This window comes from Paenibacillus sp. CFBP 13594 (genome assembly GCF_014842675.1).
GTDB classification, from domain to species: Bacteria; Bacillota; Bacilli; order Paenibacillales; family Paenibacillaceae; genus Paenibacillus; species Paenibacillus amylolyticus_B.
The window spans coordinates 396,757-412,929 of the sequence record NZ_JACYVQ010000004.1; the positions used below are offsets into that span (position 1 = coordinate 396,757).

General features: G+C 46.0%; 12 protein-coding genes. 9 read left to right on the top strand and 3 right to left on the bottom strand.

All coding sequences use genetic code 11. The annotated features are described in order from the left end of the window. Window positions 1–2: 2 nt before the first annotated feature. Entirely contained in the window at window positions 3–986 is a 984-nt protein-coding gene (locus tag IFU39_RS15495) for a sensor domain-containing diguanylate cyclase (RefSeq protein ID WP_091013636.1), read from the top strand. 217 nt (window positions 987–1,203) lie between these two features. Here IFU39_RS15495 and IFU39_RS15500 read toward each other — a convergent pair whose 3' ends face one another. Further along, window positions 1,204–2,601, bottom strand: a complete 1,398-nt coding sequence (locus IFU39_RS15500; RefSeq protein WP_244660994.1) for a DUF1565 domain-containing protein — start codon at window positions 2,599–2,601, stop codon at window positions 1,204–1,206. 264 nt (window positions 2,602–2,865) lie between these two features. Between IFU39_RS15500 and IFU39_RS15505 the strand changes: the two genes are divergently transcribed. Further along, window positions 2,866–3,522 (top strand): DUF2625 family protein, encoded by a 657-nt coding sequence (locus IFU39_RS15505; RefSeq protein WP_091013641.1) that lies wholly within the window; start codon window positions 2,866–2,868, stop codon window positions 3,520–3,522. Between the two features lie 156 nt (window positions 3,523–3,678). Here the strand turns inward: IFU39_RS15505 and IFU39_RS15510 are convergent, their stop codons facing one another. After that, entirely contained in the window at window positions 3,679–5,019 is a 1,341-nt protein-coding gene (locus IFU39_RS15510) for an MFS transporter (RefSeq protein WP_192133513.1), read from the bottom strand. A 296-nt stretch (window positions 5,020–5,315) separates the two neighbouring features. Between IFU39_RS15510 and IFU39_RS15515 the strand changes: the two genes are divergently transcribed. Both IFU39_RS15515 and IFU39_RS15520 read left to right on the top strand, forming a co-directional pair. Beyond that, entirely contained in the window at window positions 5,316–5,699 is a 384-nt protein-coding gene (locus IFU39_RS15515) for a VOC family protein (protein WP_192133516.1), read from the top strand. Window positions 5,700–5,775: 76 nt separating this feature from the next. After that, window positions 5,776–5,976 carry a hypothetical protein gene (locus tag IFU39_RS15520; protein WP_101314998.1) on the top strand — a complete coding sequence of 67 codons (201 nt, stop codon included), beginning with the start codon at window positions 5,776–5,778 and terminating at the stop codon, window positions 5,974–5,976. 127 nt (window positions 5,977–6,103) lie between these two features. Here the strand turns inward: IFU39_RS15520 and IFU39_RS15525 are convergent, their stop codons facing one another. Further along, a complete protein-coding gene (locus tag IFU39_RS15525; RefSeq protein WP_192133517.1) occupies window positions 6,104–8,755 on the bottom strand; it encodes a cation-translocating P-type ATPase in 2,652 nt (883 codons plus the stop codon). Between the two features lie 309 nt (window positions 8,756–9,064). On the opposite strand from IFU39_RS15525, the gene hcp reads away from it, so the two are divergent. The 5 genes from hcp to IFU39_RS15550 all read left to right on the top strand — a co-directional run bounded on the left by hcp (window position 9,065) and on the right by IFU39_RS15550 (window position 16,068). After that, window positions 9,065–10,357 carry a hydroxylamine reductase gene (hcp, locus tag IFU39_RS15530; RefSeq protein ID WP_192133519.1) on the top strand — a complete coding sequence of 431 codons (1,293 nt, stop codon included), beginning with the start codon at window positions 9,065–9,067 and terminating at the stop codon, window positions 10,355–10,357. A 297-nt stretch (window positions 10,358–10,654) separates the two neighbouring features. Continuing rightward, on the top strand, window positions 10,655–12,064 hold the full coding sequence (locus IFU39_RS15535) for a PTS transporter subunit EIIC (protein WP_192133521.1): 1,410 nt from the start codon (window positions 10,655–10,657) through the stop codon (window positions 12,062–12,064). Between the two features lie 227 nt (window positions 12,065–12,291). Beyond that, on the top strand, window positions 12,292–13,917 hold the full coding sequence (locus IFU39_RS15540; RefSeq protein WP_192133523.1) for a helix-turn-helix domain-containing protein: 1,626 nt from the start codon (window positions 12,292–12,294) through the stop codon (window positions 13,915–13,917). Window positions 13,918–14,019: 102 nt separating this feature from the next. Then, on the top strand, window positions 14,020–15,036 hold the full coding sequence (locus IFU39_RS15545) for an ABC transporter substrate-binding protein (RefSeq protein WP_192133525.1): 1,017 nt from the start codon (window positions 14,020–14,022) through the stop codon (window positions 15,034–15,036). Further along, a complete protein-coding gene (locus IFU39_RS15550) occupies window positions 15,037–16,068 on the top strand; it encodes an NAD(P)/FAD-dependent oxidoreductase (RefSeq protein ID WP_192133527.1) in 1,032 nt (343 codons plus the stop codon). Window positions 16,069–16,173 lie beyond the last annotated feature (105 nt).

The window sequence follows — 16,173 nt, forward strand, 5'->3', positions numbered from 1 at the left end:
CCATGGATATACAATTAGATCTGGCTCCCTGTGGATACTTTTCTATCTCTGATTCGGGCGTCGTACAGTCGGTTAATCAAACTTTGCTTACGATGCTTGGATATGAACGCGATGAGCTCATAGGGCAACATATTGAATCCACCATGTCGGTGAGCAATAAGGTATTTTTCCATACGTATTTCTATCCTTACATCCAGTTATATGGACATGTGGACGAGATGTATTTCACGTTTCGTACTCGTGATCAGCAGGCTGTTCCCGTTCTGCTTAACGGTGTTCGTCAGACTCGTAACGGGGAGAGTGTGGTAGATTGTGTCGTTGTAGTCATGCGTAAGCGAATCGAACATGAGAAGGATATTTTGCATACCAAAACCAAACTACAGGAGCTGTATCAAGCGACGCAAGAAGCGAATAAAGAACTTGAACGACTGCATGAGGAATATAAAATTAAAGAGCAGGCGTTAATTAAAGTGAATGATCAGTTGGAGACACTGGCCTCCACCGACTTGTTGACAGGATTGAAGAACCGCAGGTTTTTCCAGGAAAAAATGTTTGAAAGTTTAATGATGTTTCAGGAGAAACAACGTTATTTCTCCCTTCTCGTTGTGGACATTGATCATTTCAAAAGCATTAATGATACGTACGGACATCCGATCGGGGATCTGGTGCTAGGTAATCTGGCAGGGCTGCTGCAATCGGTGTCGCGAAGTACGGATGTGGTTGCACGTTACGGCGGGGAGGAATTTGTTATCATTCTTCCAGGTTGTGAAGAGGAGCAGGCGATCGGTATCGCAGAACGATATCGTTCACAGGTTGCTTCAGCCGACTGGAGTGAATATAACATTACGGTGAGTATCGGTGCGGCCACTATAGTAGAGGAAGATACAGAAAAGTCCTTGTTCCAAAGAGCGGACAACGCCCTGTATGCCTCCAAAACCGGAGGACGAAACCGGGTGACACATGCAGCTCAGATGGTAAGAAGTTAAGGATTGGATTGCATCAAAAGAAACGAAAAGGAGCCTGTGCACATGGGGGAAGTGATCCCACATGCACAGGCTCCTTTTATTTGCGTGAAACAGATTGACTAAGTTGAGATGACAGACTCAGGGTTGATTTATCGCGGAGCAAGGTAACCATACGCCTTAGCCGGAGAATTCGCCTGAGGACGAAAATCTTCGCTCGGTTCATCCATAAATGCCGGGTTCACATATATGGAGTGTGCATCATTGCCAGATCCCTTGATGTAGGCGGCGATGCCGGAGTAGGCTTTATTTTCCAAACCCACAGGGCGTCTTCCTGCTCTCCTGGTGAATAATAGACATTATGGTCAAACACATTGCCGGTATTGCTAGTATATTCGTTGTATATTAGTACTTCCGAGCTGCCCGATACGAGAATGTTACGCATGAACGTATTGTTCTTTGTCCGTGACTGCATGAATAACTGTCCATTGCCTGCATTCAGGGTATCATTCCCTATAAGTGTATTGTACATAATCTTGCTATCCTCGGTAGCTCCTCGTTCCTCGTCATAACCTCCCATGGCAATACCCGTCAATCTGTTGGAATAAATCAGGTTATCACGCACGGTAATGTTGCTGGTCGAACGTCCGGCATGTTCCGAGGCAATCTCAATTCCGATATCGCTCCGATATACCCGGTTCTGGTCGATGATATGATCTTTCCCGCCATCTACATAGATGCCGCCCGCCGAGTTGGTATCATTGGGCAGGTCTGTACCGTAGGAGGGATTGTTATTGGACGTAATATCGTATACTTCGTTGCCTCGTACAATGCCGTTCCGAGCCTGATCGTACGTGTCGTCCTCGGACGTACCCTCGTACCCGATCAGATCAATACCAATATTGTCGGAATCATGGATAATATTGTCCTGTATGGCAAAGGTATCGACATTACCGTTGACTGCAAGTGATTCGCTGGAACCAAGTGTAAGATCATACAATTCATTATCCTTGATGATGATATCGCGTAATGCTTGCGGGTGCTCTGTGCCATATATGGCAATACCGTGGGCATCCCTGCCCCGCAAATCGGGACCTTCAGGAGGTGCGTAACTAGAGATCGCGTGTATGGTGTTGCCTAACAGCTGAATATGCTCACCTGCTCCGTGGACATAGATCCCGGTTGGAACCTGGCCCCCAAGTGTGGTTGTAAAATTACGAATTTCGAGATTCTGAATCGTGATATAACTGGCATTTTCAATTTCAATTAACCCTTCAATGCCCCGAACAGATAAACCTTTACCATCAATGATAACCTGCTCCTGAGGATAACTTGAAAATAGCGTTGGATTAGCGGAAGAATTACCGCTCCGGGTGATTTTGACTTTCTGATGATAGACACCTTCACGCAAATATATGATGCTTCCTGGCGAAGCATGGTCTGCTGCGTGCTGCAACGTTTTCCAAGGAGATTGAATGGTGCCTTTATTCGAGTCGTTTCCTTGGGGTGATATGTAATGGATGACCTGGGGATCAGACTTATGAACAGAAACGGGTTCCTTCATGGCAGATGTATGATTCTGACAACCGGATACAAGCACCATCAGAATCGGAATCATAAGTATAACTACGCGAATCAAATCGTTTCCCCCTTGAATTTAGCTTTGAAGCTAGGTCGTGTCTCAAAACTCGCTGAAGTGCATCTTTTTCCGCCTTTTCGCCCCCTGCTGCGTCACTTTCCCTTGACGTGCCCCGGCACGCCTGCGGAAAACTTCCTTGCTTGGAACGAAAATTCGGCAAAATCTGCTTCCTTCGGAGTTTTTAGACACGCCCTAGATTATAGCAGATTTGAACGGGTTAATAACCCATGATATGCTCTTATAAAATCAGCGAGGAGACTGCTCATGAATACATTAACTGTAGCTGAATTAGTAGATCGGGAGAATCACGCGTGGGAAGAACTCAAGGAACTCCTGGATAGTGGGCAAAATACATATGTGTATGTTCCAGCAAAGCAGGAGGCTGGAACGGATACCCTCTATCGTCTGCAAATAAGTACCAAATCCTATTTGGGGGCTGTTGCTTATGAGACAGAAGGTATCGTACTGGACCATGGCTGGATCACGCTGCTTGGTGCGGGTGGTGACAGTACATCTGGGAGTCTCACCAGTTGGAATGGGGTAAGTGAGCAACCTTGGGTAGATGTGCTGGAGGGTATGATGGTCGTTGCATATGATGCGGCAGGCGGTTTCTTCGGACTGGATACAGGCAAGTATGGCCGCACGGGACACATTTATTATTTTGCACCGGATACACTCGAATGGGAATCGACAGAACTGGCATATTCAGGTTTCATCAACTGGCTGGCAAATGGCGATCTGGAGCAGTTCTATCAGACCTTTCGCTGGAAAGGCTGGCAAGAGAATATGTCTCAGCTACAGACAGGTCAAGTATTCGCGTATTACCCACCACTTTGGACGCAGGAAGGTGGCGGCGAGAGCAGCAGTAAAGCCCCAATTAGCATCATGGAGGCCTGGAAGTTCGCACTGGACGGTAAATAGTTGGCATGCTGCTGTAGGATGAAATCAGGAAAGTAACCGGGAAGTTCAAGTTCATTGAGTGATCCACTTTTAAAAAAAAACGGCATTTCTGTTCCAAACTAAAAAAGGCTCGCGCTTGGCGCGGGCCTTTTTGCTCTGAACTTTAAACCTCAATTATCAATTGTCCAATGTAACAGGTTTAATGCCTGAGCGTGAAGCTCTGCTATGCCAGATGGTCAGCCCGAGTGAAACAACACAGATGAGCAACAGACAAGCATACACCACATGATAAGCTTCCTCTACTGATACTCCCGGAATGCTGTGCAACAGCAACCCACACACGGCTACAGATACCGATCCACCGAAGAACTGAATCAATTGTAACATCCCCATTCCTGAACCAATCTGTGCCTTGGGCAGCACACGTGACGCTTCATTATTCAATGAAGCCATGGATGCCGAGAGTGCCGGTGAGAAAAAGAGATAACCACTGGTAATGATCAGGGCGGATTGATCAAGTCCGAGCATGAATAAGGCAAGTACCGCTGCGAGCAGGATGTGTCCAATGATCATAAATCGCATATTGCCATAACGGTCGATCCAGCGTCCAACGAAACGGGTGCAGAATGCTGCAACAATTGCCCCAGGAGCAATCAGCAAACCAATGGCGAGCGAAGAGCGTCCATATAGATCAGCGAGCACAAGCGGCATCAAAAACAGATTGCCCAGATTCACGACCAGCACGCAGAATCCGATAAGGATTAACCGGGTGTATCCTGGCGTTCGGAATACTTGTGGATTCACAAACGGAAGACTCGCTTTTCGAATATACAGGAGGTGTGCAACAAGTGAAATAACGCCCACGGCAAACCATAACCAGGATTGCTGGGTGATCGCGACGAGAAGTGTAGTGGCATTAATGACGGTTAGTATGGCACCAATAACATCGAACGGCTGATCTGTTTTGACTGTTTCCCGTGGAAGGAAATAGAGCAATACAGGCAGGGCGAGCAAGACAAGCACCGTTATGGCAAAAAGTCCGTTCCAGCCCCAGTATTCGCTAATGAGTCCGCCGACAATGGGGCCAAGTCCAAAAGCCATGGCGCTACCTGATGAGATCAGCGCGATGGCAGCTCCGCGTCGTTCCACCGGGATGTAACGACTTGCAATGACGAGACCCAGACCTGCCATAACTCCTGCACCCGCAGATTGCAGAATGCGTGTCAGTAACAAGATAGCGAAGTTATGCGCGAACAACCCCAGCAATGAAGATAACCCCAGGATCAGAAGCCCGACCGTTAACAGTTTGCGTACCGGGATACGGTCTGACAATCGGCTGTAGATCACCGTCGACAGGGCGTAACCAATCGAATAACTTGAGATGACCCAAGACCCCAGGTCCGAGGTAATCTGTAGATCTTGAATAATGACTGGCAAAGAAACATTGAACATGGTGGTATTCATCACAACGATGAACAAGCAGCATGTCCAGAGTGGCATGACAATTTTATCTTTCACGGTACCATTCCTGTCTTGGGTATGAATATGAATTCGGATAGAACTTTTAATAGATATGTGATGAAAAGCAATATATCATTTTACACCCAAATTTATCATATGGCAATAATGTCATACTAATTCATTCGGATTCGGATGTGATGAGCATAGTAAGATTTTAATAATAAACAATAGACGGATTTCCTGAATTTAACTAAAATGATCATTGAACATACATAAGCAGATGGATCAGCGGTTAGGTAACTAGATATGTAAGGAATTAGCATGTTGAATTGAAAATGAAGGAGATTATACCCATGACTCATGCATTATTAATGTCCCATAGCGTATTTCCGACGCTGGATATGAATCGAACCGCGCAGTTTTATGAAGAAAAGATGGGCTTTCGGGTCGTCGAATATCTCGATGCCGCGGAACCTCACATCTGCCTGTATCGTGATCTTACCGAGATTATTTTAACCCAAAGCAATGGACAGAAAGTTATACCCAACAGAGAATTATATGGCTATGGATATGATGCATATTTTATCACCCAGAACCAGGAAGAGCTTCAACAGGAATTGATCAATGCAGATGTGAAAATCGTACGTGCCCTCAATCATACAGACTATAATAACAAGGAGTTTGTGATCGAGGATATCGATGGACGATGGATCGCTTTTGGCATCAAACAGGGATAATTAGATACAGAAAAAGGACTTATGAATCGTTAAGGATGTTCAAATCGATAGCGGAGTATTTAAAGGAGTAATCTACATGGTAGAAGGATTTTTGTTGTTGTTTGCCCAGATCGGTTTAATTATTGGAGTGGCTCTGATAGCATCCGGATTAACAAATGGTTCAAAAGGGAAAGAAAAGTTTAACTGGTCGGCGACCATCCCCTCGGTATCCTGGGGATTATGTATCCTTATCCTGTCCATCTGTTGGTTGGTATATAGATATCAGCTTAATGCTTAAACATTTTGCGAGGATGTTTTAGAAACATCAGTATGTGTGTGGACTGTTCTCTTTGTGTAAAAAAAACTGTAAATAAACAGGCGCTCCGATAACGGGCGCCTGTTTGTGCATGTTGTAACTGCAAATCTTACGCCGCAGTAACTTGTTTGCCGCGATTGCGAATCCACTTGATGACATCCATCAGAATGACGGCGACAAGTGCAAGTCCGCCTGCAATTAGGAACTCATTCCAGCCGAATGTATCCGGGATTGCGAATACACCGCGAACACCTGGAATCAGTGTGATTGCATAGAGACACAGACATACCAGAATGGAGCCAAGCACGAATTTATTGGTCATGAAGCCCACTTGGAAGATGGTTTGTGTGTTGGAACGTGCTGCAAATGTTTGCAGACTGCGTGCGAGAATCAAGGTTGTGAAGGCCATAGCCACACTGATTTCCTCCGAGATGCCAAGTCCTATATATTGGGACACAATAACAGCCGCACCAATAAGGACACCACGTGTAATCACAGCCTGCAGGGTTCCACCTGCGAAGATACCCTCGTTAATATCACGGGGTTTACGCCGCATGACATCTGGCTCGGGTTTCTCTGTACCCAAAGCAATGGCAGGTAGGGAGTCGTTCACCAGATTGATGAACAGCAGCTGAAGAGCCGTAAATGGATTAACCCAGCCGACGATCAAGGCAAACAAAATGGCGATAATGGCGCCGAGATTACCGGCGAACAGGTATGCGATGGCTTTTTTGATATTATCAAATACCATCCGTCCAACACTGACCGCATTTACGATGGAGACAAAGTTATCATCCGTCAGAATCATGGCAGCCGCATCCTTGGCGACATCTGTTCCGCTACCCATCGCTACACCGATGTCGGCTTGTTTCAACGCTGGTGCGTCATTAACTCCATCTCCGGTCATGGCTGCCACTTTGCCCTTACGCTGCCATGCACGAACAATCCGGATTTTGTTTTCAGGAGATACCCTTGCGTAAACCGAGATATGTTCGAGTTGTTGATCCAGCTCCTCATCAGACATTTTGTCCAGTTCAGCACCGGTAATGGCGAGGTCATCCGGTTCGGCAAGGCCGATATCCACACCGATCGCCTGAGCCGTCGTTTTGTGATCTCCAGTGATCATGATGGTGCGAATGCCCGCTTTTTTGGACTCTTCAATAGAACCGTATACCGCTTCACGCGGGGGGTCAATCATCGCTGTCAGACCAACAAGTGTCAGATCATGCTCGTCATTAATGGTGACCTGGTTTTTATCATCGAATTTTTTGTACGCGTAGGCCAGCACACGGAAGGCACGTTTGGAGAAGGCCTCATTTTTTTCTTCAAACTGTGTGCGAATCTCAGGTGTGAGGGGCTGAACCTCACCGTTGATAAACACATGACTACAGCGACTGAACAGCACATCAGGTCCACCCTTGGTCAGCAAAGCCGTCTGTCCCTCAAAGGTATGCACCGTACTCATGAGCTTTCGATCCGAGTCAAAAGGAAGCTCAGCTTCACGCGGGAACTGGTCACGGATTTCATTGTAATCCTTGTTCACCCGGTTGCTGAAGGCAATGAGGGCCACTTCGGTTGGATCACCCAATTCCTTGCCTTCCTGGTTAATATTCGAATCATTGCAGAGCACTGCAATATGTAACAGACGCCGTTCCTCTTCCGACCACTGATCGGGATCATCGGGGAATTCGTCCTTGGTGCCATGGGGAATGTAATAATCAACGACAGTCATCTTATTCTGAGTTAGCGTTCCTGTTTTATCCGTACAGATAATACTGGCAGAGCCGAGCGCCTCAACGGCAGGCAGTCTACGAATGATCGCATGTTGTTTGGCCATCTTATTTGTTCCGAGTGACAATACGATAGTCACAATGGAGGATAAGGCCTCAGGAATGGCAGCAACCGCAACAGCTACGGCAAACATCAGTGCATTTACGATGGAAGGCCCGATATTCTCCGTACCTTCGGTCAACCATACACGACCGGCTTCAATGCCAAAGATGAGAATCGACAAGCCCAGGATGAAAAAGCCCAGTTTTTTGCTGAATGATTCCAACTTGCGCTGTAATGGTGTGTTCTTGGCTTCGGCATTTTCAATCAGTTCGGCAATTTTGCCGATTTCGGTTTTGAGAGCTGTACCTGTAATGACAAGCATGCCCCGTCCATATACGACCAGTGAGCCACTGAAGGCCATATTGCGACGATCTCCGATTGGAGCCTCATCCGGGATGGTATCGGCGTGTTTCTCCGCAGCTTCGGACTCTCCGGTCAACATGCCTTCGTTGATTTTCAAACTTCCTGATTCCAGGATACGCCCGTCTGCCGGGACATAATCACCTGCATCCAGCATAACAATATCACCGGGAACGAGTTCCCTCGCTGGAATGGTTTTTTTCTGCCCGTCACGAATGACTTTGGCTTCAGGTGCAGACATTTGTTTCAGCGCGTCAAGCGAACTCTCGGCTTTTTTGGTCTGCACTACACTGATCACCGCGTTGAGCAAAATAACCAGGAATATGATCAATGATTCAATCAGGTGTCCAAGTACAACCTGTACCGCGGCTGCAATCAGCAGCACGATGACCATCGGATCTTTGAAATTTTCGAGGAACAATTTCCAGACGGGTGTTGCATCTTTACCTTTTAACTCGTTATATCCTTCCGTTTCAATTCTCTTGGCAGCTTCGGAGGTCGTAAGTCCCTTGGAGGAACTCTGTACATCCTGAAGGGTTTCCTCCGCACTGTGTCTGTAATGTTGCAATTGACCAGCTCCTTGAATATTAGATTTCTCTGTGTATTACCCTTACGGGCAAAATCTAGAATCGTTTCATTTTCGTATTTTTTTAAGATTATGGATTTATACGTTTTTAGCTGTACACAGTATTTTTCATAATGATCCGAGATATGCCTTTTTTTGAATGTTATTATTTCCAGTTTGGATGATAGTCTGGAGAACCATATATAGATGTTGGATCAGAAACTGTGTGCACCATCACACTAGCTCATATCAGGGTCTGTTACGCTATTACATAACGAACTGCGTTTAATCTAAGTTTGGAGGGGAAACCATATGTTTTGTTATCAGTGCGAACAGACGCCGAGTGGCGGGTGTACCGTGGTAGGGGTATGCGGCAAAAACGAAACAATCGCAAGTTTGCAGGATACGATGATTTTTGCGTTAAAAGGCATCGCTGCTTATGCGACACATGCACGCCAGTTGGGATATTCTGATCCTGAGGTGGATCGGATTACACATGAGGCATTATATATGACATTAACGAACTCGAATTTTAATGTACAGGAACATCTGGAGATGGCGATGAAGGTAGGTAATGCAGCAATCCGCATTATGGATGTGTTGGATCGTGCGCACACGGACCGCTTTGGTGTACCGCAACCGATTACGGTTAGCCAGAACCAGATTGAAGGACAGTGCATCGTGGTGACGGGACATAATCTGTATGCATTGGAGGAGTTGCTTCGTCAAACTGAAGGGAAAGGAATCAACATCTATACCCACTCGGAAATGTTGCCTGCGCACGGTTATCCGGCGTTGAAGAAATACGCCCATCTCAAGGGTAATATCGGCAAAGCCTGGTACGATCAGAGAAGACTTTTCGAACAATTCCCGGGTGCTATTCTTGCAACGACGAACTGTGTTATGCCGATCAAAGGCACATATGCAGACCGCTTTTTCTCCTACGAAGTGGCGGGTCTGGAAGGTGTGGCCAAGATCATGGATGATGACTTCTCACCGCTGATTGAACGTGCATTGTCTCTGTCTGCGGCTAATGTACAGTCGGAGCAAGTTTTAACGACAGGGTATCATCATGAGACCGTGATTGGGCTTGCGCCCGAGATTATTCAGGCGGTGAAAGACGGGCATATCCGTCGATTCTTCGTTATTGCTGGTTGTGATGCGCCAGGCAAAGGTGGCAACTACTATCGTGAACTCGCGACATCCTTACCGAATGATACTGTAATTCTGACGACATCCTGTGGTAAGTTCCGCTTCAACGATGTGGATTATGGTACGGTTGGAGACACGGGTATACCGCGTTATATCGATCTGGGTCAATGCAACAATTCCGGTTCTACGGTGAAAATTGCAATGGCTTTGGCGGATGCTTTTGGCTGTACTGTAAACGAGTTACCTGTCAGTATTGTGCTGTCCTGGTTTGAGCAAAAAGCAGTTGCGATCCTGCTTGGCCTGTTCAGCCTTGGCATTCAGGACATTCGTATTGGGCCAAAACCGCCTGAGTTTATATCGGAAGGTGTCTTGGATGTACTCGTAGATATGTTTGGTCTAAAGTTAATTACAACGGCAGAAGAAGATATGAACGCGATGTTGGCACTGTCATAGGATGAGGATGTATATTTACGTGCAACATCATCTGATGACTGCGAATGTCGGTTGTGAGTATGAAGAGTATGACTCATAAGTACAGATGGATAAGAGCCTACATAAAAGTAGGCTTTTTTGCTTTTTCGACTTTCATAGGTCCATATACCTTGTATAAATGAACATGAAATGTCAGGGAAATTAGTTTTTTTATCCTATTGAAGTTTTTTCATGGAAATGTGTATATAGATAGAGGCATATTAGATCATAACACATCACAAAACACGGGTTTACCGTAATATGAGGAGATCGTACATAATGCATGACACACAGATTGAAGATTGGTTGAAACTCGCAGGTGGCAAGGAGAACATTAAGCTCGTAGAACATGATAAGGACACAACGACACTGGTACTGAAGGACAGTACACAGTTGAACATGTCGGCTCTTACCTCCGCAGATGTTGTAGCAAATATTCGGATAACGGGTGAGCAGTGCCATCTGGCAATAAGAGATGAATCTTCACTTATCTACAATACGTTACTGGGTATGGACGCTTGGGAATCGACAACGACAGCGTTGCAGGAAGAAGGACACACGAAGAAGAACAGATTCTCGATCTTACATTTTGTATCCGATGTATTCAGGCCCTTGATGCCTGCGATTCTCGGAGCCGCTGTTATTAAAATTATAGTCGCCATTATTGCGTTAATGGATACGTACAGTTCTGCCGACTCTTCAGCATTGGTGGACAGCCAGACCTTTACGATCTTCAGGATCATTGGAGACAGTGTATTTTATGTACTGCCTATATTGGTAGCAATCAGCACAGCGTATCGGTTGAAGAGTAATATCTATGTTGCAGCATCTATTGGCGGACTCATGTTTTATCCGGAGATGACCATGCTGATGTCAGGGGAAAAAGAGATGCATTTCCTGGGTTTGCCACTTGTGTCTCAGCCTGCTTTTTACTCTACGCCCATCTGGGTCATTCTAACGATCTGTGCAGCCGCCTTCTTGGAAAGAGTCGTTGAACGATGGAGCCCAAAATTCTCCAAAGGGATGGTTGCTCCATTCCTGACGTTACTGATTCTTGTTCCGCTAGTATTGATGATACTTGGTCCAGTCGGAACCTGGATTGATGAGTATCTTCCGGAGGCATTGGATTCACTAGTAGCTAATGCTCCAGTGTTGTCGGTGATGTTACTGGGAGCTGTCTTCTCACTGATGTTAATTATAGGATTACACTACTGGCTGATTGCCATCATCATTAATGAAATGGTTATGAATGGTGGTTCTATGGTGATTGCTGCCATGTTAGTGGCGATTGTTGGACAAGCGGGGGCTGCGCTTGCAAACGGAATCCGCTCGAAAGAGCCAACATCCAGAAGACTTGCTTTCTGGGCTACTGGAACAGCCCTCCTTGGAGTGGTAGAGCCTGCATTGTATGCGGTCAACATGAGAAAAAGATCCTCTTTCTATGCGGCATTGCTGGGTGGAGCTGCGGGTGGACTATATTTCGGATTGTTATCTGTCAAGGCATTTGCTATGGTGGGGAATCCGAGCTTGGTCAGCCTCCCGCTCTTCATCGAAGAGGGTAGCCTGAATCTGTTACACACTTGCATTGGTGTGGTTATTGCGTTTGGTGTCTCAGGTGGACTAACGTATTGGATGGCAGGAAAAGGACAGAAACGGGGACAGGGGTCACCGAAAGCCAGCATTGAGTAATACGTAAAACGTAGCATTGAAAAGTAGTATTAAAGTTGTAAGAAAGAGCCTGTGCCTTGTGGTACGGGCTTTTTTGTTGTGTTTTTCTGATTAATGTAAGTATGAAATGTATAATCGCTGTCCTCCATGTTATTCAAGCCATACCTTGTTGGTTATGGAGTTGTCATGTATTTTGATATAGTGAAAACTATAAATCTGGATTACTAATCCCTTTGAAAGGATAACCTATGTCTGACAACATGGAATGGATTGCTCAATGGAAGTCAACGAATGCACTAAGCAACGCATGGATAACAAAAGGCGAGCTGCATCACTTTTTCAGTCACACTTTGATATTTATCATTGATGGAAAAGCGATCTGGAATATAAATGGACACCGAGTTCACGTCTCCTATGGAGAATTAATTGCACTTGAAGAGAACTCCGTAATGGAGGTCATTGAAGGTGGCAACCTGGATCTGGCAGGCTGGCATGTTCAGTTCGATACATATTCGGTGCTGCATGATAGACGGGAAGCTGAGAAGTTCGAATGGCGGTTACCGTCAGGAGAGGCGTATCAGAAAGTGCAACTGTCCGGTGGAGGTCTGGCAAGTATCATTCAGCATTGGAGTGAAGTGCATACACCGGATCAGAGTGCAGAAAGAGTTGGCAATCAGCATTTGTTATATGAGTTGTTAAGTAATCTATATCGGAAACAGCCGGATAACGAGTTGAAGCCAGAACACGGTATACTTCGCTCCATTGACTACATGCAGCAGCATTATGATCAGGTCATTACACGTACACAGTTAGCTCAGATTGCCGGTATTAGTCCATGGCATTATTCCCGCAAATTTAGTGAGCGATATGGTAAGCCACCTCTGGATTATCTGGCCCACTACCGGATCTATCGCGCGCAGGAAGAACTGATATTAACCGATGCAACCTCACAGGATATTGCCAAAAAAACTGGATTTGAAGATGCTCATTATTTTAGCCGACGATTCAAACAGTTGACTGGCGTATCACCTAAGATATATAGGCAGACGATGACGCAGCGCAAGATGGTGTCACTTTCTCCAATCTGTGCAGAAATTATGATTCATCTGGGTGTCATCCCCCATGCCGTAGTGGTCACCCCAATCCTGCTGTCCCCACATCACCATGAACAATTTATAGCGCATGGAGTGCAGATGCTGGAGGTAACACAGTATGAGGTGGAGATAGAACTTGTTCGACAAGTTCAACCGGAGATGTTGATAGGAAACGTATTGACGGAAGAGGTCAAAAGGGAACTGCGCACAATTGCACCGATTCTAACCGGACTTCATCAAGATGTAGAACCAATGCTCGATCAATTGGCAGCCTGGTTTCTTAAAGAAGAAGATGCTCATAGACTGCATCAGCAGATGAAACACGAAGTCAGCGTAGCTAAGCGACAGTTGCAACCCATCATCCAATCCGCGGCCACAGTCATGTTGCTGAGGGTAGAAGCGTTTGGTTATCGATATCTGGGGGGGAATTCACACGGGGTATCACACTTGTTATATGAACAGCTTGGATTAACACTGCCGCAAGCACTGGATTCAGGTACAGCATGGTTTAACCCTTGTTCGCTGGACCTGCTCACACAAGCCAATCCCGATTATCTGTTTGTGGAGAAGCGGATCATGCAGCACTTTAGTGCTGAAGAGAATATGAGGAAACTATGGGAGAGTCCGCAATGGAACGAGCTGAAGGCTGTGAAAAATAATCGGGTATTTTACGTAGATACTCACCTGTGGGTAGACGGTCACGGAATAACGGGACACACTCTGATTCTGAATCAGATCGTTCGCAATCTTACGGAATCTTTTCATGAGAGAGCACAATAATCCAACTGAATACGCACGATATGCTATGGAAGCAACACTTCTTATTTGATACTATTTGATAATAATTATCATTATCAATATACATAAGGGGCGAAGTATATCATGTCACGAAGATTTAAAGGGTTGGGCATCATGCTGTTGGTGATTAGTGTAATGCTAGCGGCATGTTCCGGTGGAACCAAGGAAGAGAACGCTACAGCTGGAACAGCAGGTGCTCCAACTGAAGGAGTAGCGAGTACTGCAAAAGAAACAGCGACTGAAAGTGGGACTAAGGTGGTGAAGGATCAGTTTGGAGAAGTAACGATTCCAACTCATCCTCAAAATCTGGTTGTGTTTGATTCGATATATGCCGAGTATCTGATTGAAATGGGTGTTACACCCCAAATCGTTTTGTTAACTCCAGAAGTTGAAGCGGAATACCGTCCTGATTATTTGAAAGAACACGGGGTCCAGATCATTGAAGTCGAGCAATATCAATATAATTATGAGCAGTTGCTTGCGTTGTCACCGGATATGATCCTTACAGCTGGCGAAGGTATGGAACAGGGCGTATATGATGAATTGTCCAAAATCGCTCCTACGGTGGCACTGGATGCCAACAGTGAAATGAAACGTGCTATGCCAAAGCTGGCTGCCATATTCGATAAGACTGAAGAATCTTCCAAAGTACTGGCTGAATTCGACGGGAAAGCCTCACAAGCGAAAGAGAAAATTGCGACAGCCCTGGGAGAAAAGACCGTATTGGTTCTCCGGGTAGAGCACAATCGTTACCGTTTCATGGGTCCCAAAGGAGGAAGCAGCAGTGTTTTCTTCTATGATATCCTGGGTCTGAATAGTCCTGATGCTATTAAAGATTCTACAGATTGGTTTAGCCAGTTCTCCCTGGAATTCTTGCCTGAGATGAATCCGGATTATATTTTCCTGGAAGACAGAACCCTCGTAGGTTATGACACGAAGAAATCCATGGAAGATCTGAAAGCAAGTCAAGTGTGGTCGAATCTGGAGGCTGTGAAGAATGATCATGTCTTCCCGTTGAAGACAAGCCAATTCGTATCGGGTGTGGGTCCGATTGGCTCTGTAAAATTGATGGACTATGTTGTTGAAAAGTTGGTGCCATAGATGACTGTAGAGCCTCAACTGGATATTTATGATATTACCATCGTTGGTGGGGGACCTGCTGGAATGTACGCCTCCTTTTATAGTGGCATGAGAGCCATGCGTACCAAGATCATCGAAGCCAAACAGGAACTGGGTGGATTCATGCGTACGTACCCGGAGAAGCTGATCTGGGATGTGGGAGGGGTTGATCCGATTCGCTGTGAGAAACTGATTGAATCGCTGGAGAGACAAGCGAGAACGTTCGATCCAACGGTTGTATTTGGTCAGGAAATTGCTGAGCTGGAACGACTTGAGGACGGTGTATTTGTACTCATGTCTAAAACAGGGGAGCGCCATTACACACGTACCATCCTATTATGTGCGGGTAGAGGCATGACTCAGGTGCAAAAGCTGGATGTCGAGGGTGCCAATCGGTATGAGCTGACAAATCTGCACTATACGATAACCGACCTGTCCCGATTTGCCGGGAAGCGTGTTCTGATCTCGGGTGGTGGCGATTCCGCAGTCGACTGGGCGAATGAAATGGGCAAGATCGCAAGTGAAGTTACGGTAGCACACAGACGTCATGAGTTTACTGGACACGAGTCGCCAGTTGCTCAGATGAAAGCTCAAGCCAACGTCATGACGCCATTTAGCATCTCACGCTTATACGGTGCAGGTGACAAAATAGATCGTGTCGAGCTGGCCCATGTAGAAACCGGTGAGATCACACATGTTGAAGTGGATGAAGTTGTTGTAAGCCATGGGTATGATCGTGATTTTGGTAACCTTGTGCAATGGGGACTGGCGCGGGAAGATTACGGCGTATCCGTTGATCAGCGCATGCGTACCAACATTCCAGGCATATTCGGAGCAGGGGACTTCATCACTTATGGCAGCAAAGTCAGGCTGATCGCAGGTGCTTTTAACGATGCGGTGCTCGCAGTCAACAGTGCCAAGACGTATCTGGAACCTGCTGCTTCCGACATGGCGGGTGTATCTTCTCACAACGCCCGGTTTTATGAAAAAAACAAAGCGCTCTCCAATACGTAAAACTGCATATGCATAAAAGATAACATGTCCTAGCAAGAAGCCCGATTTGTGTCGAGATCTCTCTCAAACACGCATCGGGCTTTTTTGTGAGAAAATCGTGTGTTT